At 69.2% G+C, this 26,042-nt stretch carries 23 protein-coding genes and 1 other RNA gene; 16 read left to right on the forward strand and 8 right to left on the reverse strand.

The genetic code is table 11. The features are described from left to right. Positions 1 to 8: 8 nt before the first annotated feature. The 6 genes from rnpB to ACK3BB_RS18370 form a co-directional block, all read right to left on the reverse strand. Positions 9 to 399, reverse strand: an RNA gene (rnpB, locus tag ACK3BB_RS18345) — RNase P RNA component class A. Between the two features lie 73 nt (positions 400 to 472). Beyond that, positions 473 to 1,045, reverse strand: a complete 573-nt coding sequence (locus ACK3BB_RS18350) for an N-acetylmuramoyl-L-alanine amidase (RefSeq protein ID WP_428926085.1) — start codon at positions 1,043 to 1,045, stop codon at positions 473 to 475. Positions 1,046 to 1,128: 83 nt separating this feature from the next. Continuing rightward, entirely contained in the window at positions 1,129 to 1,965 is an 837-nt protein-coding gene (locus ACK3BB_RS18355) for a hypothetical protein (RefSeq protein WP_428926086.1), read from the reverse strand. A 132-nt stretch (positions 1,966 to 2,097) separates the two neighbouring features. Continuing rightward, positions 2,098 to 3,543: an Asp-tRNA(Asn)/Glu-tRNA(Gln) amidotransferase subunit GatA gene (gene gatA / locus ACK3BB_RS18360; RefSeq protein ID WP_428928765.1), complete on the reverse strand. Its 1,446-nt coding sequence runs from the start codon at positions 3,541 to 3,543 to the stop codon at positions 2,098 to 2,100. Between the two features lie 55 nt (positions 3,544 to 3,598). Then, positions 3,599 to 3,886 carry an Asp-tRNA(Asn)/Glu-tRNA(Gln) amidotransferase subunit GatC gene (gene gatC / locus ACK3BB_RS18365; RefSeq protein ID WP_428926087.1) on the reverse strand — a complete coding sequence of 96 codons (288 nt, stop codon included), beginning with the start codon at positions 3,884 to 3,886 and terminating at the stop codon, positions 3,599 to 3,601. Between the two features lie 238 nt (positions 3,887 to 4,124). Beyond that, positions 4,125 to 5,315, reverse strand: coding sequence for an MFS transporter (locus ACK3BB_RS18370; RefSeq protein ID WP_428926088.1), 1,191 nt, complete (start codon positions 5,313 to 5,315; stop codon positions 4,125 to 4,127). Between the two features lie 188 nt (positions 5,316 to 5,503). Between ACK3BB_RS18370 and ACK3BB_RS18375 the strand changes: the two genes are divergently transcribed. After that, the gene (locus tag ACK3BB_RS18375; RefSeq protein ID WP_428926089.1) at positions 5,504 to 6,196 is read left to right on the forward strand and encodes a metal-dependent hydrolase; all 693 of its coding nucleotides are present in this window, start codon (positions 5,504 to 5,506) and stop codon (positions 6,194 to 6,196) included. A gap of 134 nt (positions 6,197 to 6,330) precedes the next feature. On the opposite strand, the gene ACK3BB_RS18380 is transcribed toward ACK3BB_RS18375, so the two are convergent. Continuing rightward, a complete protein-coding gene (locus ACK3BB_RS18380) occupies positions 6,331 to 6,732 on the reverse strand; it encodes an ATP-dependent Clp protease adaptor ClpS (protein WP_428926090.1) in 402 nt (133 codons plus the stop codon). Between the two features lie 266 nt (positions 6,733 to 6,998). Continuing rightward, the gene (locus tag ACK3BB_RS18385) at positions 6,999 to 7,454 is read right to left on the reverse strand and encodes a nucleoside deaminase (RefSeq protein ID WP_428926091.1); all 456 of its coding nucleotides are present in this window, start codon (positions 7,452 to 7,454) and stop codon (positions 6,999 to 7,001) included. A gap of 269 nt (positions 7,455 to 7,723) precedes the next feature. Between ACK3BB_RS18385 and ACK3BB_RS18390 the strand changes: the two genes are divergently transcribed. From ACK3BB_RS18390 to ACK3BB_RS18460, 15 genes are all read left to right on the forward strand, one after another. Beyond that, positions 7,724 to 8,782: a pseudouridine synthase gene (locus tag ACK3BB_RS18390; protein WP_428926092.1), complete on the forward strand. Its 1,059-nt coding sequence runs from the start codon at positions 7,724 to 7,726 to the stop codon at positions 8,780 to 8,782. A gap of 464 nt (positions 8,783 to 9,246) precedes the next feature. Continuing rightward, positions 9,247 to 10,155: a 5-bromo-4-chloroindolyl phosphate hydrolysis family protein gene (locus tag ACK3BB_RS18395; protein WP_428926093.1), complete on the forward strand. Its 909-nt coding sequence runs from the start codon at positions 9,247 to 9,249 to the stop codon at positions 10,153 to 10,155. A 36-nt stretch (positions 10,156 to 10,191) separates the two neighbouring features. Beyond that, on the forward strand, positions 10,192 to 11,382 hold the full coding sequence (locus ACK3BB_RS18400; RefSeq protein ID WP_428926094.1) for a toxic anion resistance protein: 1,191 nt from the start codon (positions 10,192 to 10,194) through the stop codon (positions 11,380 to 11,382). 38 nt (positions 11,383 to 11,420) lie between these two features. Beyond that, a complete protein-coding gene (locus ACK3BB_RS18405; RefSeq protein ID WP_428926095.1) occupies positions 11,421 to 12,332 on the forward strand; it encodes a DUF2927 domain-containing protein in 912 nt (303 codons plus the stop codon). A 97-nt stretch (positions 12,333 to 12,429) separates the two neighbouring features. Beyond that, entirely contained in the window at positions 12,430 to 13,554 is a 1,125-nt protein-coding gene (locus ACK3BB_RS18410) for an SPFH domain-containing protein (RefSeq protein WP_428926096.1), read from the forward strand. A 1-nt stretch (position 13,555) separates the two neighbouring features. Beyond that, the gene (locus ACK3BB_RS18415) at positions 13,556 to 13,720 is read left to right on the forward strand and encodes a hypothetical protein (protein ID WP_428926097.1); all 165 of its coding nucleotides are present in this window, start codon (positions 13,556 to 13,558) and stop codon (positions 13,718 to 13,720) included. A 65-nt stretch (positions 13,721 to 13,785) separates the two neighbouring features. After that, the gene (locus tag ACK3BB_RS18420) at positions 13,786 to 14,895 is read left to right on the forward strand and encodes a primosomal protein N' (replication factor Y) - superfamily II helicase (protein ID WP_428926098.1); all 1,110 of its coding nucleotides are present in this window, start codon (positions 13,786 to 13,788) and stop codon (positions 14,893 to 14,895) included. A 485-nt stretch (positions 14,896 to 15,380) separates the two neighbouring features. Continuing rightward, positions 15,381 to 16,055 (forward strand): nitroreductase, encoded by a 675-nt coding sequence (locus ACK3BB_RS18425; RefSeq protein WP_428926099.1) that lies wholly within the window; start codon positions 15,381 to 15,383, stop codon positions 16,053 to 16,055. A gap of 4 nt (positions 16,056 to 16,059) precedes the next feature. Continuing rightward, complete coding sequence (gene dtd / locus ACK3BB_RS18430) at positions 16,060 to 16,500, forward strand: D-aminoacyl-tRNA deacylase (protein WP_428926100.1); 441 nt, start codon at positions 16,060 to 16,062, stop codon at positions 16,498 to 16,500. Next, a complete protein-coding gene (locus tag ACK3BB_RS18435; protein ID WP_428926101.1) occupies positions 16,500 to 17,603 on the forward strand; it encodes a glycerate kinase type-2 family protein in 1,104 nt (367 codons plus the stop codon). Before dtd ends, ACK3BB_RS18435 begins: the two co-directional genes overlap by 1 nt. Before the next feature lie 162 nt (positions 17,604 to 17,765). Beyond that, on the forward strand, positions 17,766 to 19,070 hold the full coding sequence (locus ACK3BB_RS18440; protein ID WP_428926102.1) for an NAD(P)/FAD-dependent oxidoreductase: 1,305 nt from the start codon (positions 17,766 to 17,768) through the stop codon (positions 19,068 to 19,070). Positions 19,071 to 19,499: 429 nt separating this feature from the next. Then, complete coding sequence (locus ACK3BB_RS18445; RefSeq protein ID WP_428926103.1) at positions 19,500 to 21,494, forward strand: CocE/NonD family hydrolase; 1,995 nt, start codon at positions 19,500 to 19,502, stop codon at positions 21,492 to 21,494. 367 nt (positions 21,495 to 21,861) lie between these two features. After that, positions 21,862 to 22,956: a leishmanolysin-related zinc metalloendopeptidase gene (locus ACK3BB_RS18450; RefSeq protein WP_428926104.1), complete on the forward strand. Its 1,095-nt coding sequence runs from the start codon at positions 21,862 to 21,864 to the stop codon at positions 22,954 to 22,956. A gap of 507 nt (positions 22,957 to 23,463) precedes the next feature. Continuing rightward, positions 23,464 to 25,047, forward strand: a complete 1,584-nt coding sequence (locus tag ACK3BB_RS18455) for an ABC transporter substrate-binding protein (protein WP_428926105.1) — start codon at positions 23,464 to 23,466, stop codon at positions 25,045 to 25,047. Position 25,048: 1 nt separating this feature from the next. Next, entirely contained in the window at positions 25,049 to 26,008 is a 960-nt protein-coding gene (locus ACK3BB_RS18460; RefSeq protein WP_428926106.1) for an ABC transporter permease, read from the forward strand. The last annotated feature ends 34 nt before the right edge of the window (positions 26,009 to 26,042 follow it).

A 26,042-nucleotide genomic window follows, 5' to 3' on the forward strand; every position in this document is an offset into this window, starting at 1 on the left:
GAAGCAATTTGCGCGGAGAGCCTGTAAGCCGGATTCTGTCCAGGGGTTGCCCCCTTGGATGACCATTCCTCTGGGGTCCGTGTCGCCACGGCCCTCAAGCTGCCAACCCGACCCCTCTCGGCTGAAGCGGGCCTAGCCGGATCGCCCGAAGGTGACGCGGCGCGGGGGTCCTATTCGGCATTGCTCCCGGTGGGGCTTGCCATGCCGCCCCTGTTGCCAGGAGCGCGGTGGGCTCTTGCCCCACCGTTTCACCCTTACCCCCGGCCAGGCCGGAGGCGGTCTGTTTTCTGTGGCGCTTTCCGTCGGGTTGCCCCGCCCGGGCGTTACCCGGCACCGTTGCTTCAGGGAGTCCGGACTTTCCTCGAACCCTGACGGGCCCGCGGCCATCCGGCCCTCCGCGCGAGGGCTGGATATGCACCGGGCGGGGCCCATGGTCAATGGCGCGCATGTGGCCGGCCCCGGGCAGGGATATTTAGAAAGAGAAAGAAGCAGCAGGGGCCAGCGCCCGGGCATCGGCCGGGTCGAGCGGCCCCGTGGCCCAGGGGCGCAGGCGCAGGCGGACGGCGCGGAGCAGGTCGTCTTCGCCGGCCGTGGCCGGGTAGCCGGCAGAGATCGCGAGATCGCGGAACGAGGCTGCCGGATCCGGCGAGACCGCCCGGGGCGGGCGGGAGAGCCCGGCCCGGTCCAGCCGGGCCCAGTCGAAGCGCGGGCCGGGATCAGACTTGCGCCCCGGGGCCATGTCGGAATGGCCGATCACCCCGTCCGGCGGAATGTCCCAGCGCGCGCGGATACCGGCCACAAGCGTTTCAAGCACCTGCATCTGCGGTTCGGGAAAGGGCTGGCGCCCGTTGTTGTCCAGCTCGATGCCGATCGAACGTGAATTGACATCCGCCCGGCCCTGCCAGCTGCCCTGCCCGGCATGCCAGGCCCGGCGGTCTTCATCGACCAGCTGCCACAGCCGGCCATCCAGCCCGACGAGGTAATGGGCCGAGACCTCGTAGGCCGGATCGCACAGCCGGTCCAGCGCGGCCCGGGCGCTGGCCATGGCCGTGTAATGGATGACGATCAGCCCGGGCCGGGCGCCATCGCGCCGCGGCCCGTGGTTCGGCGAGGGATGGGCGATCGGGGTCAGTTGCCCGCCCGGCGGAAGGGCGCGGGATCCCAGGCGCAGGCATAGCCGTCTCCGTCGGGGTCCAGCCCCAGCCGGTCGCGATCGGGCCCGCCGCGGGCCAGGAAATCCATCTGGGCCTGGTCGGGCGACGGGTATTTCGCGCAGTTCCGCTGGGCCTTGGACGCCAGGTTGATGCCCGAGCGGGTATAGACCCGGGTGCCCTTGGCATGCTGGGTCGACAGGGCATATTGCACGATGTTCGGATCGGTGCCCGTCGGGCGCTGGGGCACGGCGGTCGGCGTGATGACCTCGAACTGGGCGCGCTGCTGGGCCAGGCGTTCGGCATCGGAGGCGATGGATTCGCGCTCGGCCACGGCCTGGAAATCGTTCTCGTCGGAAATGCCCGGGTTGTTCAGGGCCACCGGCGCATCGTTCTCCGGGCTGGCCTGGACCGGGGGCACGCCCGAATTGGCCTGGGCCGCGGCCAGGGCAGCGGCGGTTTCGGCGGCGATGTCGGCGCCGCCCGTGCCGCCCTGCCCGGTCGACAGGTTGGCCGAGGACGCGCCGGTCACCGTCGGGCTGAGCCCCGGGGCGACATTGTCGGAACTGGCCGAGCTGAGCGACGGGGCCGAAGGCGTGGCCGGGGCCAGCGTGACCTGCTGGGCGGGCAGCGCTTCGGAGGAAATGGCATCGGGCGGCGGCAGGGGCGCCCCCAGGGGTTCGGTCGCCGCCGGGCGGGGCGTGCCGTCGAAACCGGCCCCGCTGTCGGGGATCTCGGGGGCACAGGCGGCCAGCCCGAGAAGGGCAAAGGCGCTGATGCCGGTGCGAAACGCGGTGCGCAGGTCTGCTGTCATAGCGGGTCCGCCCCGTCTCCTTGCAGATGTCGCGGGCCGGCCGATCCGGCCCGGTAATGGATATGCGGGCCCGTGCAACCGGCCCGATCTCGGATGACGGGCCGGGTCACCCGGCCCTGTCGATCCGTGGTGCTACCACCATTTCTCGGGCTTGGCCACAAAGCCCGCGGCCTGTTCCAGCGCATAGGCGGTGTTGAGCAGATCGCCCTCTTCCCACGGCCGGCCGATCAGTTGCAGGCCCAGCGGCAGGCCCTTGCGGTCGACCCCGGCAGGCACGGCAATGCCCGGCAGCCCGGCCAGGTTGACCGTAACGGTAAAGACGTCGTTGAGATACATCTGCACCGGATCATCCTCGGTCACTTCCCCGAGACCAAAGGCCGCCGAGGGCGTGGCCGGCGTCAGGATGGCATCGACCCCGGCGGCAAAGGCCTCTTCGAAGTCGCGCTTGATCAGGGTGCGGACCTTGCGGGCCTTGTTGTAATAGGCGTCGTAGAACCCGGCCGACAGGACATAGGTGCCGATCATCACCCGGCGCTGAACCTCGTGGCCAAAGCCCTCGGCCCGGGTCTTTTCGTACATCTCGGTGATGCCGTCGCCCTGGTCCAGCTTGGCACGATAGCCATAGCGCACGCCGTCATATCGCGCCAGGTTCGACGAGGCCTCGGCCGGGGCGATGACGTAATAGGTCGGCAGGGCGTATTTCGTGTGGGGCAGCGAGATGTCGACGATCTTGGCGCCGGCATCCTTCAGCATGGCGGTGCCATCGTTCCACAGCTGCTCGATCTCATCGGACATGCCGTCGAGCCGGTATTCCTTGGGAATGCCGATGGTCTTGCCCTTGATGTCGCCGGTCAGCATGGCTTCGAAATCGGGCACGGCCAGCTCGGCGCTGGTGCTGTCCTTGGCATCATGGCCGCACATGGCTTCAAGCATGATCGCCGCATCGCGCACCGACTTGGTCATCGGCCCGGCCTGGTCCAGCGACGAGGCAAAGGCCACGACACCCCAGCGCGAGCAGCGGCCATAGGTCGGCTTGATGCCCACGGTTCCGGTGAAGGCCGCCGGTTGCCGGATGGATCCGCCGGTATCGGTGCCGGTGGCGGCCAGGCAGAGATCGGCGGCCACGGCCGAGGCTGATCCGCCCGACGAGCCGCCCGGGGTCAGGGCGGTGTCCTCGTTGCCCCGGCGCCAGGGGTTGATGGCATTGCCATAGACCGAGGTCTCGTTCGACGAGCCCATGGCGAATTCGTCCATGTTGAGCTTGCCCAGCATGACGGCGCCGGCATCGGCCAGGTTCTGGCTGACGGTGGATTCGTATTCCGGCAGGAAGCCTTCGAGGATCTTCGACGCGGCCTGGCTCGGCACGCCCTTGGTGCAGAACAGGTCCTTGATCCCGATCGGCAGGCCGCACATCGACGGCGCGTCCCCACCGGCAAGCCGGGCATCGGCCGCCCGGGCCCGCTCGACGGCGATCTCGGGGGTCTTGTGGACAAAGGCGTTCAGTGCATCGGCGCCCTCGATGGCCGAAAGGCAGGCTTCGGTCAGCTCGACCGAGGTGACCTCGCCAGCGCGGAGCATGTCGCGGGCCGCGGCAAGGCCCAGTTTGTTCAGGTCATTTGTCACGTCGCGTTCCTCACTCGACCACTTTCGGCACGGCAAAGAAGCCCTCGCGGGCATCGGGGGCATTGGACAGGACCTTGTCCTGCTGGTTGCCGTCGGTCACCGCATCGGCGCGGCGGCGCAGGCGCATGGGCGTGACCGAAACCATCGGTTCGACGCCCTCGACATCCACCTCGCCCAATTGTTCGATGAAGCCCAGGATCGTGTTGAATTCCGAGGCCAGCGCCGGCAGGCGGTCCTCTTCGACCCGGATGCGGGCCAGCTTGGCCACCCGGGCGGCGGTGTCTTGGTCGATCGACATGGGCGATATCCCTCATCTGGCGTTCAGGGGCATTTACCGCCGCTGGCCATGGCCCGCAAGGGTGGCCGCCCGTGAATGCGGCCACGGCCTTTGCCGGACGTCATGCCGATGGCCACGGCCCGTATGGATACTTGGAAAGAGAAAGAAGCAGCACGCGCGCCCTGTCCTGCTTCTTTCTCTTTGAAAATATCCGGCAGAACGCCGCCGCCCCACGGTGGTTTCGGGCAAGGGCCGCGTCTCAGCCCGCCCGGGCCGTGTCCGGGCGCGGCAGGGTCAGGATCAGCCCCAACGCCAGGGCCACGCAGAGGCTGAGCCCCAGGAATGCCGGGAAATACCCGCCCAGCCGGTCAAAGGCCGCCCCTGCCAGAACCGGGCCGAAGGCAGCAAAGGACGTGCCGCAAAAGACAATGGCCGCAAAGATCGCCCCATGGGCGCGCATGCCGAAATATTCGGCAACGATCGGCGAGATCACCACGAAGAGCCCGCCATGGGCCATGCCATAGACCGCTACCGCCGCAAACAGCGGCCCCGGCGCGCCGGCCCAGGTCAGGCCGTTCAGCCCCGCCAGCAGGCAGCCCATGCACAGCACGAAGGCATTGCGTCCGCCGATCCGGTCGATCCCCTGCCCCACGACCAGCCGCCCCAGGATCGAAGCCGCGCCGATCACCGACAGCAGCAGCGCCGCCCGGGGCGCGGGCAGGCCCATGTCCATCCCGTGCAGGGCCAGGTGGAAGGGCACGGTCATCAGCGCCGGAAAGAACAGCGCCTGGATCGCGCACAGCGTCCAGAACGCCCGCGTTGCCCGGGCCTCGCGCCAGCCCAGCCCCGCGCCCGCCGGCGCCGCCTGCCCGGCGCCGCGGCTGACCTCGCCGTCCCGCGGCCGGCGCATCACCGAGGCCGCGGCCAGCAGCAGCACCCCGGCGGCCAGCCCCAGCCCCGTGGCCGCCACGCGCCAGCCCAGCCACAGGATCAGCGCCGCGGCCAGCGGCGGCACCGCCATCTGCCCCAGCGCCGTGCCGACCTTGGCCAGCGCCGTCATCAGCCCCCGCCGCGCCTCGAACCAGCGCGCCACGCTGCCCAGCGTCACCACGTCATGCGAGGCCAGCCCCGCTCCCAGCGGCAGCGCAAAGACCACGACCAGCTGCCAGGGCGCGCCGATCCGCGCCAGCAGAACCCAGCCCAGCCCGTAAAGCGCCCCGGTCACCGCCAGCACCCGCCCCGGCCCCAGCCGGTCGGCCAGCGGCCCGGCCACCAGCGCCAGCGCGCCCATCATGAAAAACGCAATCGAGGAACAGGCCGACAGCAGCGTCCGCGACCAGCCGAACTCGGCCTCCAGCACCGGGATGAACAGCCCGAAGCTGAACAGCAGCCCGATGACCACGAACTGGGTCAGGGCCGCCCCCACGACGACCAGGTACCGCGCCTGCATGGATCCCGCCCTCCCCCGGCGCCTTCTCCCGACGCCCGAGGCTAGCCCCTGCCGGCCGCCCCGTCCACGCGGATCTTGCCCGCCCGTCATGGACTTGCCACCCCCGCGTGCTAGTCTGACCCGGACACCACACCCGACACCGCCCGGCGCGATCCCCGCTCCGGGCGGCACCGCGAATGGAGGCACCCATGAAGATCACCTGGCTGGGCCACGGCAGTTTCCGCATCGAGATCGGCGGCAAGGTCCTGCTGCTCGACCCCTGGCTGACCGGCAATCCGGTCCTGGCCGAAGACCAGCACGAGGCCGCCGTGACGGGCGCGACCCATATCCTGCTGACCCATGCCCATTTCGACCATGCCGCCGATGCCATCAACCTGTCCCGGAGGCTGGGCGTGCCCGTCGTGGGCCAGTTCGACCTGATGGGCGTCTGGGGCGAAACCGAAGGCATCGAGACCATCGGCTTCAACAAGGGCGGCACGGTCGACCTCGGCGGGGTCAAGGTGTCGATGGTCTTGGCCCAGCATTCCTCGACCTTCACCACCCCCGACGGGCTGAAGGCCGCGGGGTCCGAGGTCGGCTACATGATCGCCGGCGAAGGCCACGTGATCTATGCCAGCGGCGACACCGACATCATGGCCGACATGGACTGGTTCGGCGATTTCTACAAACCCGATATCGGCATCCTCTGCGCGGGCGGCCATTTCACCATGGACATGGCCAAGGTCGCTTATGCCGCCGGGCGCTACTTCAACTTCAAGACCCTGATCCCGGCCCATTACAAGACCTTCCCGATCCTCGAACAATCGGCCCAGCCCCTGATCGATGCCCTGCCCGACGTGCAGGTCATCGAACCCAAGGTCATGACCGCCATCGAGATCTGACCGGCCCGGCGCCGATCCCCCGCCCGGCCGCCGCAACCGGCCGGGCACACCGATGACGCCCGGACCGCCGCCGGGCAAGGGCGCCGCGCCCCTGCTTCTTTCTCTTTGAAAATATCCGGCCCCGGCTTCGGGGTTCAGTCCTCGCGCTCGGTGGTGAAGGCCAGCGGATAGCCCCAGGACCGGCCGGTCTCGCAGCCTTCCATTGCCTTCATCTCGGCAACCTCGCAGGTATAGACCGCCACCACGCAGGCCCCGCGCCGATGCGCCGTCAGCATCACCCCGCCGGCCTCGGCCTCGCTCATGCGGAACACTGCCCTCAGCACCTTGACCACGAAATCGCGCGGCGTGAAATCGTCGTTGAGCAGGATGACCTTGTAGAGCCTCGGCCGGTCGGCCTGTGCCCCGGTGGCCGGGCGAGTCCGGGGGCGGGTCTGGGTGCCCGGCCGGCGGATGGTTTCGGATTGCGGGCCGGATGCAGAGCCGCCCGTAGGAATGGACGGGCAGCCGATCGCGGGACCGGGCGTGGGTCCCGACACGTGGCTGATCGGGGATCTGCTCGGGGAGCCGGTCGCGGGGTCGAAAGTAGGCCTGAACCGGGGCTTGGGTCTGGGCATTGCGCTGCCTTTCCAAGGTCCGTTGCGGGGGATGTCTTGCCTGGGTCTGTCGTGATCCGGTCTGGCGGCTGTCGGGCTGACCGCGGGCCGGCGGGCGATGCGCCCCGGCCACGCCTCATCCTAGCACCATTTCGCGCCTGCGTCAGCCTTTCGGCCCACACCCCCTGCCCCGCGCCCCGACCTGCCCGTCAGCCCTGTCGCCGGTCCCGGAAAAACGCCCGCAGCAAGTCCGCCGCCGCCTCTCCGGCGATGCCGTCATAGACCTCGGGCCGGTGATGGGCCTGGGGATGGGCAAAGACCCGCGCACCATGGGCCACGCCCCCCGATTTCGGATCGGCCGCCCCGTAATACAGCCGGGCGATGCGTGCGGCGGCGATGGCCGCGGCGCACATGGCGCAGGGTTCCAGCGTGACATACAGATCGCAGCCCGTCAGCCGCTCGGACCCCAGCGCCGCGCAGGCCGCGCGGATGGCCAGCAGCTCGGCATGGGCCGTCGGGTCGTTCAGCTCGCGCGTGCGGTTGCCCGCCCGGGCCAGGATGCGCCCGTCGGGACCCAGGACAATCGCGCCCACGGGCACCTCGCCGCGCGCCGCCGCCGCCCGGGCCTCGGCCAGGGCCGGGCCCATATGTGAAGTGAAGACCATGCGCCCTACCTGCCGGGTCGGGCGGCCTCGTGCAAGCACGGCCGCGCCCTTGCCCGTCGCCGGGGCCAGTCGCCTGGCTCCACTTGCAGGCCCATGCGTGGCCCACGGCCATGCCATACGCGCCCCTCAGCGGCCCTCACCCGCCCCGGTGCCTGCATGCCCCTGCCCGTCCCCCGCCCCGCTCCGTGTCCGCATGCCACCGCCACGGCACCACGCCAACGGCAACACGGGCGCTTCCTCCGGCCCGCGCATTGATCTATGAGCATCCCATGAGCGACAAACCCAGCGATACCCCTCCGGCGGGCGACCGGATTGCCAAGGTCCTGGCCCGGGCCGGCGTGGCCTCGCGCCGCGAAGCCGAGCGCATGATCGAAGCCGGCCGGGTGGCCGTCAACGGCAAGCCCATCGACAGCCCCGCGCTGAACGTCACCCCCGCCGACCGAATCACCGTCGACGGCAAGCCCGTCGCCGCGCCCGAACCGGCCCGCCTGTGGCTCTACCACAAGCCCACCGGCCTGGTGACCAGCGCCCGCGACGAACAGGGCCGGGCGACGATTTTCGACGACCTGCCCCCCGAGCTGCCCCGGGTCATGTCGATCGGCCGGCTCGACCTCAATTCCGAGGGCCTGTTGCTGCTGACCAATGACGGCGAGCTCAAGCGCCGGCTCGAACTGCCTTCGACCGGCTGGCTGCGGCGTTACCGCGTGCGGATGAAGGGCGCGCCCAAGGACAGCGATTTCGAACCCCTGCGCAAGGGGCTCAGGATCGGCGACGAGAAATTCCAGCCGATGATGGTCAGCATCGACCGCCAGCAGGGAGCCAATGCCTGGGTCACCGTCGGCCTGCGCGAAGGCAAGAACCGCGAGATCCGCCGGGCGATGGAAGAGCTGGGCTTTGCCGTGAACCGGCTGATCCGCATTTCCTACGGGCCGTTCCAGCTGGGCAAGCTGGGCACCGGCGCGGTCGAGGAAGTGCGCCGCAAGGTGCTGCGCGACCAGCTGGGGCTCGATGGCGAGGACACGCCCGAACCGGCGGGTGGCACCGCCCGGCCCGGCCCGCCGCGCGGCGGCAAGGGCGGTCAGGGCAGCAAGGGCGGCAAACCCGCGCCCAGGGGTGGGCCGCGCAGAGCCGGCCCGTCCGGCGGGCCGGGCGATGCCCCCACGGGCGGCCGCGGCGGACCCGGGCGTACCGGCTCCAAGAGCGGCCCCAGGGACGGCGGCAAGGGCGCGCCCCGTGACGGCCGGCGCCCGGCCGGACGCGGCAGCGATCGCGGCGGCTCCGGCCGCACCGGCGGCGGTGGCCGCCCGCGCTCCGGCCCGCGGTCCTGATCCCGGGCCATCGCGCCCCGGGCCGCCCGGCCCGGTCCCCTGCCCCGCGACCGGTCGTGCCCCGCGACCAATGCCAGCCACCCGGCACAGCGCCCGGCACACCCCGGGCCACACCACCCACCCCGCTCTGCGCCCGGCCATACACCCCGGACCACGCCAACCGGCCGGTCCACGACCGGTCACCCGCCCCTGCACGTTCATCCGCCCCGCCCCTGCACAGCCCTCCACGCCACGCCGGCACCTCCACCCGCAACCACCGGCGGCGAAACCTTGTCCAACGGACGGGAAACCATATCTGATCAGGAACTTGCTGTAGCCTCACGCGCTGCAATGGCCTAATTTGCAACTGCAGACGTCCAGGAGGCGCACCCATGCCCCGATCCGCTTTCCGTAACATCGCCTACGCGGCGCTGCTTGTCGTGCTGTTCGGCACGGCCTCGGGCTGGCTGGGAGGTCTCTGAGCCATGGCGCAGCGTTTCGGCGGCAAGTACAGCCCCACCGGCGCGGATGAGCCCGACGCCCCCGGGGGCGCCGGCGGCCCATCCGACCGGCCGCATTACCACGGCGCCCAGGCCGATCCGGCCGGCGCCCGCACCAATGTCCTGTTCCTGCCGTCGGTCGTGCTGGTCGCCACCTCGCTGTCGGGCGGCGCCATGGCCCTGGCCACCGGGCTGATCGCCGCCGGCCTGCTGGCCGGGGCGGCCTTTCTCACCCGCGAGGGCCTGCGCGCCGAGGTTGCCTTCAACGCCCGCCGGGTCGCCCGCAAACCCGCCCTGCCCCGCAAGATCCTGGCCGCCCTTCTGACCGCCGCCGGCACCGCCGCCGCGGCCTTCCGCAACGATGGCGAACCGCTGGCCGCGCTGATCTACGGCCTGGCCGCCGGCGGGCTTTATGTCGCGGCCTTCGGCATCGACCCGCTGCGCGACAAGGGCACCGCCGATATCGACGATTTCCAGCAGGCCCGCGTGGCCCGGGTCGTCGACGAGGCCGAAGCCTACCTGCGCGCCATGTCCGAGGCCGTGGCCCGCGCCGGCGACCGCACCGTGCAGGCCCGGGTCGAACGGTTCCAGGCCACCGCCCGCGAGATGATCCGCACGGTCGAGGAAGACCCGCGCGACCTGACCGCCGGGCGCAAGTACCTGGGCGTCTACCTGATGGGCGCGCGGGATGCCTCGGTCAAGTTCGCCGATCTCTACCTGCGCACCCGCGACACCCGGGCCCGGGCCGATTACATCGCCCTGCTCGACGACCTGGAACAGAATTTCGCCGCGCGCACCGCCAGGATGCTGCAGGATGACCGCACCGACCTGACCATCGAGATCGACGTGCTGCGCGACCGATTGCAACAGGAAGGGGTCCGGCTGGACGGCTGACCCGCCCCCCACCGACGTAACCGAGGAAATTGAACGATGTCCGATGAAATCCGCCAGAAGGCCCAGGCCAGCGAGGCCATGGTGCGCGAAGTGACCGAGGTTCAGCTGGTCGAACCGGGCGGCGAGGTCGTGGCCGTCGAGGCCGCGGATGCGCCGACGCAGGACGCCATCCGCAAGCGCGTGGCCGAGATCGACATGAGCGACACCAATTCCATCGTGTCCTTCGGCTCGGCCGCCCAGGCGGAATTGCAGCAGATCAGCCAGGCCATGCTGGCCGATGTGCGCAACAAGGATGTCGGGCCCGCCGGCGACAGCCTGCGCGACATCGTGTCCACCCTGCGCGGCTTTTCGGTCGACGAGCTGGACGTGCGGCGCGAGCGGACCTTCTGGGAAAAGCTGATGGGCAAGGCCGCGCCGATCGCCCAGTTCAAGGCCAAGTTCGAAACCGTGCAAAGCCAGATCGACAAGATCACCGACGAGCTGCTGGGCCACGAGCACACGCTGCTCAAGGACATCAAGTCGCTCGACATGCTCTATGACCGCACGCTCGATTTCTACGACGAGCTGGCGCTTTACATCGCCGCCGGCGAGGCCAAGCTGAAGACCCTCGACACCGTCGAGATCCCGGCCAAGTCGGCCGAGGTCGACGCGGCGCCCGAGGCCGACCAGGTCATGAAGGCACAGGAGCTGCGCGACCTGCGCGCCGCGCGCGACGACCTGGAACGCCGGGTGCACGACCTGAAACTGACCCGCCAGGTGACAATGCAATCGCTGCCCTCGATCCGGCTGGTGCAGGAAAACGACAAGTCGCTGGTCACCAAGATCAACTCGACCCTGGTCAACACCGTGCCGCTCTGGGAAACCCAGCTGGCCCAGGCCGTGACCATCCAGCGCTCGGGCGAGGCGGCCAAGGCCGTGCGCGACGCCAACGACCTGACCAACGAGCTGCTGACGGCCAATGCGGCCAACCTGCGCGAAAGCAACAAGGTCGTGCGCCAGGAAATGGAACGCGGGGTCTTTGACATCGAGGCCGTGAAACAGGCCAATGCCGACCTGATCGCCACGATCCAGGAAAGCCTGCAGATCGCCGACGAGGGCAAGGCCCGGCGCGCGGCCGCCGAGGAGGACCTCAAGCAGATGGAATCCGACCTGCGCGACACGCTGGCCGCGGCCAAGGCGCGGGGCGACGGCACCGGCGACAACGCCGGCACCGCGGTGCCCGGCTGACGCGCATGGGACGGGGGCTTTGGATGGCAGGCGCGGGGTTGGCCCTCGCGCTGGCGGCCTGCGAGGAGATCCCGCCGGCCAGCGCCCCCGCGCGCCCCGATCCCGTGGCACCCCAGGCCTCGCCCCGGCCGCAGCCGACCGAGCAATCGGATGCCTCGCTGCGGGTGTCGCAATATTACGCCCGCCGGCAGGCCGATCTTGAGACCCGCGGACTGCTGCGCACCGATGGCGGCGGGCCCGACACGCCTTATTCGCCCGACAAGCTGGCCGCGAATTTCGAGAAGATCGTGTTCTACGACGAATATTCCGGTGGCATCGGCACACGGGCCGGCCAGTCGGGCCAGCTGCGCCGCTGGGACGGGCCGGTGCGCATCGATGTCGAATTCGGGGCCAGCGTGCCCAGCCAGCAGCGCCGCGAGGATGCCGCCGATGTCGCCCGCTTTGCCGCCCGGCTGGGCCGGATCACCGGCCACCCGATCTCGCGGTCGCAGACCGGCACCAATTTCCACGTCCTGGTCATGGGCGAGGACGACAAGGACCAGCTGACCACCCGCCTGCGCGAACTGGCCCCCACGATGTCCGACGACACGCTGGCGTTTTTCCGGGCCATGCCGCTGAGCATCGAATGTTCGGTCCTGGCCTTTTCCTCGGGCGACAATCCGCATGCCTATACCCGGGCCATCGCCCTGATCCGGGCCGAGCTGCCCGACCTGCTGCGCCTGTCCTGCATCCACGAGGAAATCGCCCAGGGCCTGGGCCCGGCCAACGACAGCCCCGAGGCCCGGCCGTCGATCTTCAACGACGACGACGAATTCGCCCTGTTGACCAGCCACGACGAATTCCTGCTGCGCATGCTCTACGATCCGCGCATGAAAGTCGGCATGAGCGCCATCGAAGGCGAAGCCGCCGCACGGATCATCGCCCGCGAACTGATGGGGCAGGACCTGTGAGCGTGCCTCGGTGTCCCGCCCCGTCTGCCACCCGATCTTTCGCCGCCCGCGCCGCATCTGCCGGGTAAGCCCCGCCCAACCAGAAGGACCCAGCCCCATGGCCATCTTCGATTTCCTCAGCGGACAATTCATCGACGTCATCCACTGGACCGACGACACCCGCGACACCATGGTCTGGCGCTTCGAACGCCAGGGCCATGAAATCAAGTACGGCGCCAAGCTGACTGTCCGCGAAGGCCAGTCGGCCGTCTTCGTCCACGAAGGCCAGCTGGCCGATGTCTTCACCCCCGGTCTCTACATGCTCGAGACCAACAACATGCCGATCATGACGTCCCTTCAGCACTGGGACCACGGCTTTCGCTCGCCCTTCAAATCCGAGATCTATTTCGTCAACACGACGCGGTTCAACGATCTGAAATGGGGCACCAAGAACCCGATCATGCTGCGCGATCCCGAATTCGGCCCGGTGCGCATCCGCGCCTATGGCACCTATTCGATCCGCGTCGCCGATCCCGCCCGGTTCATGACCGAAATCGTCGGCACCGACGGCGAATTCACCACCGACGAGATCACCTTCCAGATCCGCAACATCATCGTCCAGGAATTCTCGCGCGTGATCGCCTCGTCCGGCATTCCCGTGCTCGACATGGCCGCCAACACCGCCGACCTGGGCAAGCTGATCGCCACCGAAATCGCGCCGACGCTGGACGGTTACGGCCTGTCGATCCCCGAGCTTTACATCGAGAACATCTCGCTGCCTCCGGCCGTCGAGAAGGCGCTCGACAAGCGGACCTCGATGGGCATCGTCGGCGACCTGGATGCCTATACCCGGTTCTCGGCCGCCGAGGCCATGACCGCCGCGGCCCAGAACCCCGCCGGCGGCGGCATGGCCGCAGGGCTGGGCGCGGGCATGGGCATTGCCATGGCCCAGCAGATGGCCCAGCCGCAGCAGCACCACGCCCCGCATTCTGCCCAACCGGCCGCCGCCGCGCCGCCGCCGCCTCCCCCGCCGGTCGAACATGTCTGGCACATCGCCGAGAACGGCCAGACCCGCGGCCCGTTCTCCAAGGCCCAGATGGGCCGCATGGTCAGCACCGGAGAGCTGACCCGGGGCACCCATGTCTGGACCCAGGGCCAGGACGGCTGGAAGACGGCCGAGGACGTGCAGGAGCTGGCCCAGCTCTTCACCATCCTGCCGCCGCCGCCCCCGCCCGGCGTCTGACATGCGCCTGCGCCTGTTTGCCCCGCTGCTGATCGCCGCGCTGGCCGGTGCCGCCTGCACCGGCCCTGGCGGGCCATCCGCCCCGCGCGCCCCGGCCGAACCGGCCCCCGCCGCCCAGAGCGGCGTCAGCGTCAGCGGCTATGCCCGCGCCGGGATCCGCTTCTAGCGCCTTTCCCACCGCTGCGTCCCTACCGTCCCTGCCCGGACCCCAAGCCGAAACAGGTCCCGCCCATGCCCGATCCGTCCCGCCCGCAAGATCACCGCTTTCCCTGCGAACAATGCGGCGCCGATTACCGTTTCGATCCCGAGAAAGGCGCCCTGGTCTGCGATTTCTGCGGCCACGAGGAACCGATCGACGCCGGCCCCTGGAAGGGCGGCGCCCTGCGCGAACAGGATTTCGCCGCCGCCGCCGCCGGCCACGTGGCCGAGGCCGACATCATCGAGGCCCGGATTTCCAAATGTCCCAATTGCGGGGCCGAGATCACGCTCGACGATGCCACCCATGCCGGCCAATGCCCGTTCTGCGCCACGCCCGTGGTCACCGACACCGGCACCCACCGCCAGATCAAGCCGCGCGGCGTGCTGCCCTTTGCCTTCGACGAACGCACGGCCCACAAGGCCATGGACGACTGGCTGGGCCAGTTGTGGTTCGCCCCCAACGGGCTGAAGGACTACGCGCGCAAGGGGCGCAAGATGGACGGGGTCTACGTGCCCTATTGGACCTTCGACGCCCAGACCGCCTCGCGCTATCGCGGCGAACAGGGCATCGTCTATTACGAAACGCGCACCGTCATGCGCGACGGCAAGCGCGAACAGGTCCAGGTGGCCAAGGTCCGCTGGCGGCCGAAATCGGGAGCCGTGGGGCGGTTCTTCGACGATGTGCTCGTGCTGGGCTCGACCTCGCTGCCCAAGAGCTACACCGACGCGCTGCAGCCCTGGGACCTGTCGGCGCTGGAACCCTACCAGCCGCATTACCTCTCCGGTTTCCGGGCCGAGGCCTATACCGTCGAGCTGACCGATGCCTTCACCGAGGCCCGGGCCCACATGGACCGGGTGATCGAGCGCGACGTGCGGTTCGACATCGGCGGCGACCGCCAGCGCATACACCACATCGACACCACCCTGTCCGACGTGACCTTCAAGCATGTGCTGCTGCCGGTCTGGACGGCGGCCTATCGCTACCAGGGCCAGTCCTATCGCTTCGTGGTCAACGGCCGCACCGGCCAGGTGCGCGGCGAACGGCCCTGGTCGGCCATCAAGATCCTGGTCGCCGTGGTGCTGGGCCTCGGCCTGGCCGCGGCCGTGGGCTATGCCTATGCGCTGAGCCAGGGCGGGTTCTGACCGGCCAGCCGGTCAACAGGGCGCCGGCCTGGAAGGGCCGGCAACCCGGCCAGCCCCCGCCGGTCGGCGGCCCGGCCCGACGCACATGGCATACCCCGCGCCGGCCACCCCGCACGACCAGCCCCAAGCGCCCCGACCCACGCCACCCGACCCGCATGGACCCGGCCCGAGGGCCGGCCCATGCGTCACCAGCTCACCATTTAACGACAAAAAAGATGGCGTCACCCCGCCCGGCTCTCCCTCCGGACGAGGTGACGCTGATCCCGGTCTGCGGGCACGCCCGGCCCCAGCGCAGTTCCCTGCAGGGACGTGCCCGGTCCCTTGCCCCTCTCACCGGACGGCAGGACACCGGAATGCCCCCATCCTGCCCTAACGGAATCGCGGTCGCTTTGATCTGGCTCAAATCGGCGCGATTTTTCGCCCCCTTGCCCTTCGGCTACCGCCGGGTCATCCTGCCCGCCGACAGGGGGGGCCGATTACTGCACATGTCCGACCATGACACGCTCGACGCGATCCTCGCCGCGCGGTTTTCCTGCCGTGGGTTCCGGCCCGATCCGGTGCCCCGCGGTGATATCGACCGCATCGTCGCCTCGGCCCGCCGGGTGCCCTCGTGGTGCAATGCCCAGCCCTGGGCCCTGACCATCAGCTCGCCCGGGCGCACCGAAGACTTCCGCGCCGCCCTGGCCGAACACATCGCCGCCGGCGCCCCCGCCGCGCCCGACCTGCCCTTTCCCACCGGCTATTCCGGCCCCTACCGCGAACGCCGGCGCACCTGCGGCTGGCAGCTCTACGAGGCCGTCGGCGTGGCCCGGGGCGACCGCCAGGGCTCGGCCCGCCAGATGATGGAGAACTTCCGCCTCTTCGGCGCGCCCCACCTGGCCATCCTGTCCTCGCCGGCCGAACTGGGCCCCTATGGCGCGATGGATTGCGGCGGGTTCCTTGCCGCCTTCACCCTGGCCGCCCGCTCGCTGGGCGTCGACACCATCGCCCAGGCCGCCCTGGCCAGCCATGCGCCCTTTCTGCACGATCATTTCGCCATTCCCCGCGACCGGCTGATCCTGTGCGGCATTTCCTTCGGCTATGCCGATCCCGACCACCCGGCCAACGGCTTTCGCACCGAACGGGCCGGGCTGGACGACATCATCACCTGGCAGGACTGACCCCATGCGAGCCCTTCTTCAACGCGTCACCGAAGCCCGCGTCTCCGTCGGCGGGGCCGTCATCGGCGAAACCGGCCCCGGCCTGATGATCCTGGTCTGCGCCATGGCCGGCGACACCGAGGCCCAGGCCGACAAGCTGGCCGCCAAGATCGCCCGGCTGCGCATCTTCCCCGACGAGAACGACAAGATGAACCGATCGATCCTCGACATCCGCGGCTCGGCCCTGATCGTCTCGCAATTCACCCTGGCCGCCGACACCGCGCGCGGCAACCGCCCGGGGTTTTCCACCGCCGCGCCGCCGGCCGAAGGCGAACGGCTCTACAATCATTTCTGCCGGCAGGTCACCCTGCAGGGCATCCCCGTTGCCACCGGCCGCTTCGGCGCCGACATGGCCGTATCGCTCGTCAACAGCGGGCCCGTCACGATCTGGATGGAGGTAGACTGATGTCCCCCGAACAATTGCTCCGCGGTCTCTGGGATGCCGGTGTCGATGCCGTGGGCGGCCATGCCTCGGTCGCCCGGGCCGTGGCCGACATGGACCGGCCCGACCGCATCGTCGCCGTGGGCAAGGCCGCCGGGGCCATGACCCGCGCCGCGCTCGACCGCTGGCCCGACCTGCCCGCCCTGGTCGTGACCAAGGACGGCCATGCCGACGAGGTGCCCGAGGGCGCCACGGTGATCGAAGCCGCCCATCCCGTGCCCGACGACCGCTCGCTGACCGGCGGCCGCGCCCTGCTGGACTGCGTGTCCGACATGGGCCCCGACAGCCACCTGCTGCTGCTTGTCTCGGGCGGCGCCTCGGCCCTGGCCGAAGCCCCTGTCGACGGCGTGTCGCTCGACGATCTCAAGCGCCTCAATGCCCACCTGCTGTCGCGCGGCCTGGACATCACGGCAATGAATGCCGAGCGGCGCAAGGTCTCGCGGATCAAGGGTGGCGGCCTGCTGCGGGCCTTCTCCGGCGCCCGGGCCACCGTGCTGACCATTTCCGACGTGCCCGGCGACGATCCGGCCGTCATCGGATCGGGCATCGGCCTGCCGCCCGAGGCCCCCGATTACGCCTGCACGCTGACCTGCACGGCCTCGAACGCCATCGCCCGCGCGGCCGTGGCCGAGGCCGCCACCGCCGCCGGCCTGACCATCCTGTCCAACAGCGAAACCCTCTACGACGATGTCGACGAGCTGGCCCGCAGCCTGGGCCCGCGCATCGCGGCGATGGACAAGGGCGTGATGATCTTCGGCGGCGAACCCACCGTGCACCTGCCCACCAATCCCGGCGAAGGCGGGCGGAACCAGGCCCTGGCCCTGGCCCTGTCCGAGGCCATATCGGGGCGCGACGACATCACCATCCTGGTCGGCGGCACCGATGGCACCGACGGCCCCACCGAAGCCGCCGGCGGCATCGTCACCGGCGCCACCTGGGGTCCCGGCGCGGCCGAAGCGCTGGCCGCGGCCGACAGCGGCACCTACCTGGCGGGCAAGGATGCGCTGTTGGTCTCTGGGCCGACGGGCACGAACGTGATGGACGTGGCGATCGCGATCCGGGTCTGACCGCACAGCCCGCAGGCTGTGGCCGGGCCTACCACCACACGCTTTAGTGTATTGCAAGGATTGGGAAATTTCGCCGAACCCGGCCCTGGCCACTGGCCAATGCGACAAAACACCCCTATATGGCCGCGGATGGGAGGAGCGTCTTGCAATTTGAGAGACCCCATGGATCGCAAACATCATGTCGTGGTGGTCGGGGCCGGTTTCGGCGGCCTGGCCTGCGTCAAGGCGCTGAAATCCCGTGATGTCGACATCACCCTGATCGATCAGCGCAACCACCATCTCTTCCAGCCCCTGCTCTACCAGGTGGCCACGGCCATCCTGCCCACCTCCGATATCGCCTGGCCGATCCGCACCCTGCTGCGCGACCGCCCCGACGTGGAAACCCTGATGGCCGAGGTCACCGGCGTCGATCAGCAGGCCCGCACGGTCGAACTGTCCGACGGGGCCAGCGTGCCCTACGACACGCTGGTCCTCGCCACCGGCGCGCGCCACAGCTATTTCGGCAATGACAGCTGGGAAGAGGCCGCGCCCGGCCTGAAGACCCTCGAAGACGCGACCTCGATTCGCCGCAGCGTGCTGACGGCCTTTGAAAAGGCCGAACGCAGCACCGATCCGGCCGAGCGCGAGGCTCTGCTGACCTTTGCCGTGGTCGGCGCCGGGGCCACCGGGGTCGAGCTGGTCGGCATCATCGCCGAGCTGGCCCAGCAATCGCTGGTCAAGGAATTCCGCCATATCGACACGCGCCAGGCCCGTGTGCTGCTGGTCGAGGCCGGGCCCCGCGTTCTGCCGGCCTTCCCCGAAAGCCTCTCGGCCTATACCGAGAAGGCCCTGACCGGGCTGGGGGTCGAGGTGCGCACCGGCGTGCCGGTGACCGAATGCGATACCTCCGGCATCACCATCGGCACCGAGCGCATCCCCGCCCGGACCACGATCTGGGCGGCCGGGGTCAAGGCCTCGCACGCGGCCCGCTGGCTGGGCCTCGAAGGCGACCGCGCCGGGCGCGTGGCCGTGCAAGAGGATCTCTCGATCGAGGACCACCCCGAGATCTTCGTGCTGGGCGACACGGCGGCGGTGACGAACGTCGACGGCAAGCCGGTCCCGGGCATTGCGCCCGCGGCCAAGCAACAGGGCGAATACGTGGCCCGCAAGGTGCTGTCGCAACTGGGCCAGCGCCGCGATCCGGGGCGCTTCCGCTATCGCCACCGGGGCAGCCTGGCCACCATCGGCCGCAAGGCCGCCGTGGCCGATTTCGGCTTCATCCGGCTGAAGGGCACGCTGGCCTGGTGGTTCTGGGGCGTGGCCCACATCTACTTCCTGATCGGCGCCCGCCACCGGGTCGCCGTGGCGATGAGCTGGCTCTGGAGCCACGTCTTCCGCGAGAAAAGCTCGCGGCTGATCACCCAGACCAAACCCACGGCACCGCTGTCCCCGGCCGCGCCCACCAGCCCTCCGCTGCTGTCCGAATAACCGGCCCGGGCGGTGCCTGCTGCTGCAGCGCCGCCCCGCCGAAAACGCGGGGGCCGACCCGAACCTGGCCAATCCGCCCCGACGCCCCGACATTTCTGCCCGGCGCCCACCCGTCCCGGCCACGCCGGACCCTGCCAAGCGCCCCACGGCACCAGTGCCCCCGTCACCCCGGCCGCGCGCCCATGCTTCGGAACGGGCCAATCCCCCACACCACCACTGTCTCTCCCCGAATACGGCAAAGGTCCCCGGCCCCGTTTCCCCGTCCGCCTTTGCTGAATTGCACCGCATTTGTTCCGGGCCCTTCCCGGCGGCCCGATCCATCCGCCGCACCAAGCCCCTGATTTCATGGCCTCCGCGCCCTGCCCCACGGCTGCCTCTGGCCGCGCCCCGCTTGACAGCCCCGGCCGCGACCGGCACAGCCTGCGCCCCATGACAGACCGGTCCAACACCCTCCGCGACATCGAAGAGATCCCCGATCTCGGCATCACCCTTTCCGACGGCTGCCGCCTCTCTGCCCGGGTCTGGCGACCCGTGGATGCCGGCGACGACCCCGTCCCGGCGATCCTGGAATACCTGCCCTATCGCAAGCGCGACGGCACCACCGCCCGCGATGCCCTGACCCATCCCTATTTCGCCAAGCGCGGCTATGCCTGCATCCGCGTCGACATGCGCGGCAATGGCGACAGCGAAGGGCTGATGACCGACGAATATACCGCCCAGGAACAGGCCGACGCCGTCGAGGTCATCGACTGGCTGGCCCGCCAGCCCTGGTGCAACGGCGCGGTCGGCATGATGGGCATCTCCTGGGGCGGGTTCAACGGGCTCCAGCTGGCCTACCTTCAGCCCGAGGCGCTGAAGGCCGTGATCACCCTGTGTTCGACCGTCGATCGCTTTGCCGACGACATCCATTACAAGGGCGGCTGCCTGCTGAACGAGAACCTCGGCTGGGGGGCCACGATGTGGGCCTATTCCTCGCGCGCGCCTGACCCGATGCTGCGCGAGGACTGGCGGGCGCTCTGGCTCGACCGGCTGGAAAACGAACCCTTCCTGCCCTCGACCTGGCTGCGCCACCAATCCCGCGATGCCTATTGGCAGCACGGTTCGGTCTGCGAGGATTTCTCGCGGCTCAAGGCCAAGGTGCTGGCCGTCGGCGGCTGGGGCGATGCCTACAAGAACGCCGTGCCCCAGCTGGTCGAACAGGTGCCCGGCGCCAAGGGCATCGTCGGGCCATGGGTGCATAAATATCCCCATTTCGCCGCGCCCGAGCCGCGGATCGGCTTCCTGCAGGAAGCCCTGCGCTGGTGGGATCGCTGGCTGAAGGACATCGACACCGGCGTCGAGGACGACCCCGATTACCGGGCCTACCTGATGGACGGCGTGCGCCCGGCGACATGGTACCTTGAACGGCCCGGCCGCTGGATCGCCGAGGACACCGGCGCCACGTCGCACCTGCCCCAAACCGTGCTGCACCTGAACGCCGACGGGCTGGGCGCGGCGCCGGGCGCGGTCGAGACCGTGATCAACTCGCCCCAGACCTGCGGCATGGCCGCCGGGGAATATTGCGCCATCTGGCTGGGCCCGGAAATGCCCGGAGACCAGCGGCGCGACGATGCCCTGTCGGCCTGTTTCGATGCCGCCCCCGCCGAGACCGCGCTGGATATCGTCGGCGCGCCGCGGGTCACCCTGCGCCTGGCCAGCGACCGGCCCCAGGGCCAGATCGCCGTGCGGCTGTGCGACGTGCATCCCGATGGCGCCTCGACGCGGATCACCTACGGCGTGCTCAACCTGTCGCACCGCAACGGCAGCGGCGAGACCGCCCCGGTCGGGGTGGGCGAGCCGACCGAGGTCACGCTCGACCTCGACCACATCGCCTATCGCCTGCCCGCCGGCCACCGGCTGCGCCTGGCCATTTCATCGGCCTATTGGCCGCTGGTCTGGCCCTCGCCCGAACGGACCGAACTGACCCTGACCCAAGGCAGCCTGGCCCTGCCCCTGCGCCCGCTGGCCCAGGGCGACGAATGTGCCTTTCCGCCGCCCGATGCCGAAACGCCCTGGCAGACCCGCGAATTGCGCCCCGAAGCGCATGTCCGCCGGATCGAGGAAGACCAGGTCACCGGCCGCGTGACCCTGGTGATCGAAGACGATTTCGGCAAGGTCGAGGATTGTGATCACAAGCTGATCAACGGCACCGTGGCCCGCGAATGGTGGTCGATCCACCCCGACGATCCGCTGTCGGCCCGGGGCAAGTGCCACTGGACCGAAGAGCTCGGCCGGGGCGACTGGCAGATCCGCACCGAGACCTTCTGCGAGATGTGGTCGGATGCCACCACCTTCCATCTCACGGCCCGGCTGGAGGCCTGGGAAGGCGACACGCTGATCTATGAGCGCGACCTGACCGACGCCATCGCCCGCCGCGATCTCTGACGCGGGCCTGGCCTCTTTGCCCGCCGGTCACCGGCGGGCCCTGCAAGGCGCGGACCGGCTCCCCGGGGCCGCGCCTTTTGCCTGTCACCGGCGCCATGCCCCGGCCTGACAGGCCGCGCCCCCGGGCCATGCGGGGGTGCCTGCAAGCCATGCCGGGCCGGCCGGCGGTCCGCATGCCAAGGCCAGACGAACGGGCGCATCGGTGCCGGCTCCCCCCAGGGATGCGCAGGTTAATGCCATTGCAACCAGAACGCACGAATTCGGCAATTCCAGACTTGTTTGAAAAAGGGCTTCGCCCGATAAATGAGCTGCCGACCTGGCCTTTGTGCCGCAATTTACCTGTATTTATTCAAACCGGATCACCGACATGCGCTCCATTCTTTCAAATGACCTCACTCTCCGCGATCTCTTCGTCTTTGCCGATACCGACACGGACACCCCCGAGCCCACGCCCGCCGAAACCGCAACGCCGCTGACCCGTGGCGAGACCCTATCGCTGCGCGGTGACCGCGACACCCTGCGCGCCACCCAGGACGATGACGGCGGCCTGATGACCGTCGGCTTCCAGGTCAAGATCGCCAAGGCCGAGGTCACCATGCCCAAGGCCGAAAGCATCGCCCTGCCGGCCGGCGACCTGATCAACCAGGTCATCTTTGGTGCCGACCTCGAAAGCGAGCGTGGCAGCGGCCCGCTGCGCAGCCGCCTGATCACCGACACCTACACCTCGGGCGCCCAGAACGGCGACGGCTTCAACGTCCAGATCGATTTCCGCGGCCAGTGGGACGACGCGCTGAAGCAAAGCTTCATCGACGCGGCCGACCTGATCTCGTCGATCATCACCGGCGACATCGCCGATGCGCGGGTGCCGGGCTTTGGCATCTTCCGCAGCAACATCGTCGACGACGTGCGCATCGATGCCTCGCTGGCGGACATCGACGGGTCGGGCGGCGTGCTGGGCCAGGCCGGACCGACGGCCTATCGCACCGACAGCCTGCTGCCGGCGACGGGCATCATGGAATTCGACGTGGCCGATGCCGCCGATTTCGATGCGATCAACATGTTCAACGACATCGTCTTTCACGAGATGATGCATGTCCTGGGCTTCGGCACCCTGTGGGAGGCCATGGGCCTGGTGACCAACAACGGCAACGGCACGTCGGATTTCAACGGCGCCAACGTGGCCACGGCCTATGCCGCCGAATTCGGCGGCTCGGGCCCGTCGATCGAAACCGAGGGCGGGCCGGGCACGGCGGGCGGCCATTGGAACGAGGACGGCTCGGACGGCTATGCCTTCGAGAACGAAATCATGACCGGCTATATCGACGTGACGGGCAATTACCTGTCCAATACGACAATCGCGGCGCTGGAAGACATGGGCTATGAGACCGTCTTTGACGCCTCCAACCCGCTGGACGCGACCGCGGGGCTGGACCTGAGCATCCTCAACGACCACCTGGCCTGAGCGACGCGCGACGCGACCCGGACGCCACGGGCGAGCGGCCGGCCGGCGGGCCTGCCCCTGCGCCCGCTGCGGGCGAATGATCATCCGCCCGTCGGGGGGCATGCGCCGGGTCCGGCGGGCCTGTCACGGGCCGTCATTCCCACTCATCAGCAGGGCCGGATCCGGGCGCATCCCGGGTCCGGCCCTGGCCGTTCAGGGCGGGTGCAAACGGCCACTCCGGCGGGCACGGGCGAGTGGTTGCAGGGCCTTCCTGCGGCCTCTGTGCGGGCCGGTCCGGAACATGGTCGCCCCGGGTAAATGCACCGGCCACAAAAGAAAATGCGATTACCGCACAACGGCGCCCCGCCCCCGGCCCAGCAGGCAGGCAGAAGGGCCGCGTCCGGCGGGCCATATTTCCACAAAACTGATTATTGCTTGCGGGCCATGGCCGATTGCGCGATCCTCCGCGCGCAATGGAACCAACTGCGCAGACAGAACGCAGGGTAATCAAACGGGAGTTTGAAACCAATGAAAAGTCAACTTTCCTTCTATGCCCGCCGGGTGACGGCCGGGCTGATGAGCCGTCGGGAATTCCTGGGCCGGGCCGCCGCGCTGGGGCTGACCGCCGCCGCTGCCAACAGCTTCCTGTCGCAGGCCGTGCGCGCCCAGGGCGCCCAGACCGGCGGCACGATCCGTGTCGGCGTGCAGGGCGGGGCGACCACCGACAGCCTCGATCCGGCGCTGGCCGCCAACCAGGTCGCGCTGATGGTCACCCGGCTCTGGGGTGAGCCGCTGGTCGAACTGTCCGAGGACGGCGGGATCGAAGGCAAGGTGGCCGAAAGCTTCGAAAGCTCGGCCGATGCCACGACCTGGACCTTCAAGCTGCGTTCGGGCATCACCTTCTCGAACGGCAAGCCGGTGACCGCCGAGGACGTGGCCGCATCGCTGATGCGCCATGCCGGCGAAGACACCAAGTCGGGCGCGCTGGGGATCATGCGCACGATCAGCTCGGTCACCGCCGAAGGCGACACCGTGGTCATCGGGCTGGACAGCCCCTCGGCCGACCTGCCCTACCTGATGGCCGATTACCACCTGATCATCCAGCCCGGCGGGGGCGTGGACGATCCGGCAGCCGGCATCGGCACCGGGCCCTACATCCTCAAGGACGTGGACATGGGCGTGCGCTTCGTGGCCGAAAAGAACCCCAACTACTGGGGTGATCTGGGCTATGCCGCGACCATCGAGCTGATCGTCATCAACGACAACACCGCCCGCGTGGCCGCGCTGCAATCGGGCCAGGTCGACATGATCGACCGCCTGCCCCCGCGCACCGCCGGCCTGGTGGCCCGCGCGCCGAACATCAACGTGCACCAGACCTCGGGCCCGGGCCATTACGTGTTCATCGCCCATTGCAACACCGCGCCCTTCGACAACAACGACGTGCGGCTGGCCCTGAAATACGGGATCAACCGCGAGGAAATGGTCGAAAAGATCCTCTTCGGCTACGGCTCGGTCGGCAACGACACCCCGATCAACGCGTCCTATCCGTTCTTCACCGAAATGGAACAGCGCCCGTTCGACCCGGACAAGGCCAAGTTCCACATGGACAAGGCCGGTGTCGACGGGGCGATCCTGCTGCGCACCTCGGAAAACTCGTTCCCCGGCGCGCCCGATGCCGCGGCACTGTTCCAGCAGTCGATGGCCTCGGCCGGGCTGCAACTGGACATCAAGCGCGAGCCGAACGACGGCTACTGGTCGGAAGTCTGGAACGCCCAGCCCTTCTGCACCAGCTACTGGGGCGGTCGCCCGACGCAGGACCAGATGTACACCACGGCCTACCTGTCGACGGCCGACTGGAACGACACGCGGTTCAACAACGAACAGTTCGACCAGCTGCTGCTGGCCGCACGGGGCGAGCTGGACGAAGCCAAGCGGACGCAGATGTATGCCGACATGGGCAAGATCCTGCATGACGAAGGCGGGCTGATCTGCCCGATGTTCAACGACTTCCTCGATGCCACCAGCGACCGGATCGCCGGCTGGAAGGACGGCGTGGCGGGCTATGCCCTGATGAACAGCTACGCGCCCATGAAGATGTGGGTTACCGGCTGAGATGTCCTCTGTCGTGACACTTCTGGCCCAGCGCATCGCGCTGGGCCTGCTGCTTCTCTTCCTCGTCTCCATCCTGATCTTCGTCGGAACGATCATCCTGCCCGGAGACGTGGCCCAATCCATCCTCGGCCAGTCGGCCACGCCCGAGGCCCTGGCCAACCTGCGCCGCGACCTGGGCCTGAACGACCCGCCCCTGACACGCTATCTCGACTGGGCGACGGGCGTGTTGCACGGGGATCTGGGCACTGCGCTGACCTCCGGTCAGGACATTGCCGAGAGCCTCGCATCGCGGTTGTCGAACACGCTGTTCCTGGCCTTCTGGGCGGCGATCATCGCCGTGCCGCTGGCCGTGTTCCTGGGCCTGCTGGCCGTGCGCTACCGCGACCGCTGGCCCGACAAGCTGATCTCGGCGGTGACGCTGGCCTCGATCTCGCTGCCGGAATTCCTGATCGGCTACCTGCTGATGTTCTTCCTGGGCGTCAAGCTGCGCTGGTTCCCCTCAACAGCCATCGGCTATCGGCCTGACGCAGACGTGTTCACCCGGCTCGAAGCCATCGCCCTGCCCGTCGCCGTGCTGACGCTGGTGGTCCTGGCCCACATGATGCGCATGACCCGGGCGGCCATCCTGAACGTGATGCAATCGGCCTATATCGAGACGGCCGAGCTGAAGGGCCTGTCGACCTTCCGGGTGATCTGGAAACATGCCTTTCCCAATTCGATTGCCCCGATCGTCAACGTGGTGATGCTGAACCTGGCCTACCTGGTCGTCGGTGTCGTCGTGGTCGAGGTGGTCTTTGTCTACCCGGGCATGGGCCAGTACCTGGTCGACCACGTGTCGAAACGCGACGTGCCGGTCGTGCAGGCCTGCGGGCTGATCTTTGCCGCGGTCTACATCGGGCTGAACATGCTGGCCGACATCATCTCGATCCTGGCCAACCCGCGCCTGAGGCATCCCAAATGAGCGTGGCGCAGATGACATCCCGCCCCGCCGCCGG

Origin of the sequence: Marinibacterium sp. SX1 (assembly GCF_050389775.1) — a bacterium.
GTDB lineage: Bacteria > Pseudomonadota > Alphaproteobacteria > Rhodobacterales > Rhodobacteraceae > Marinibacterium.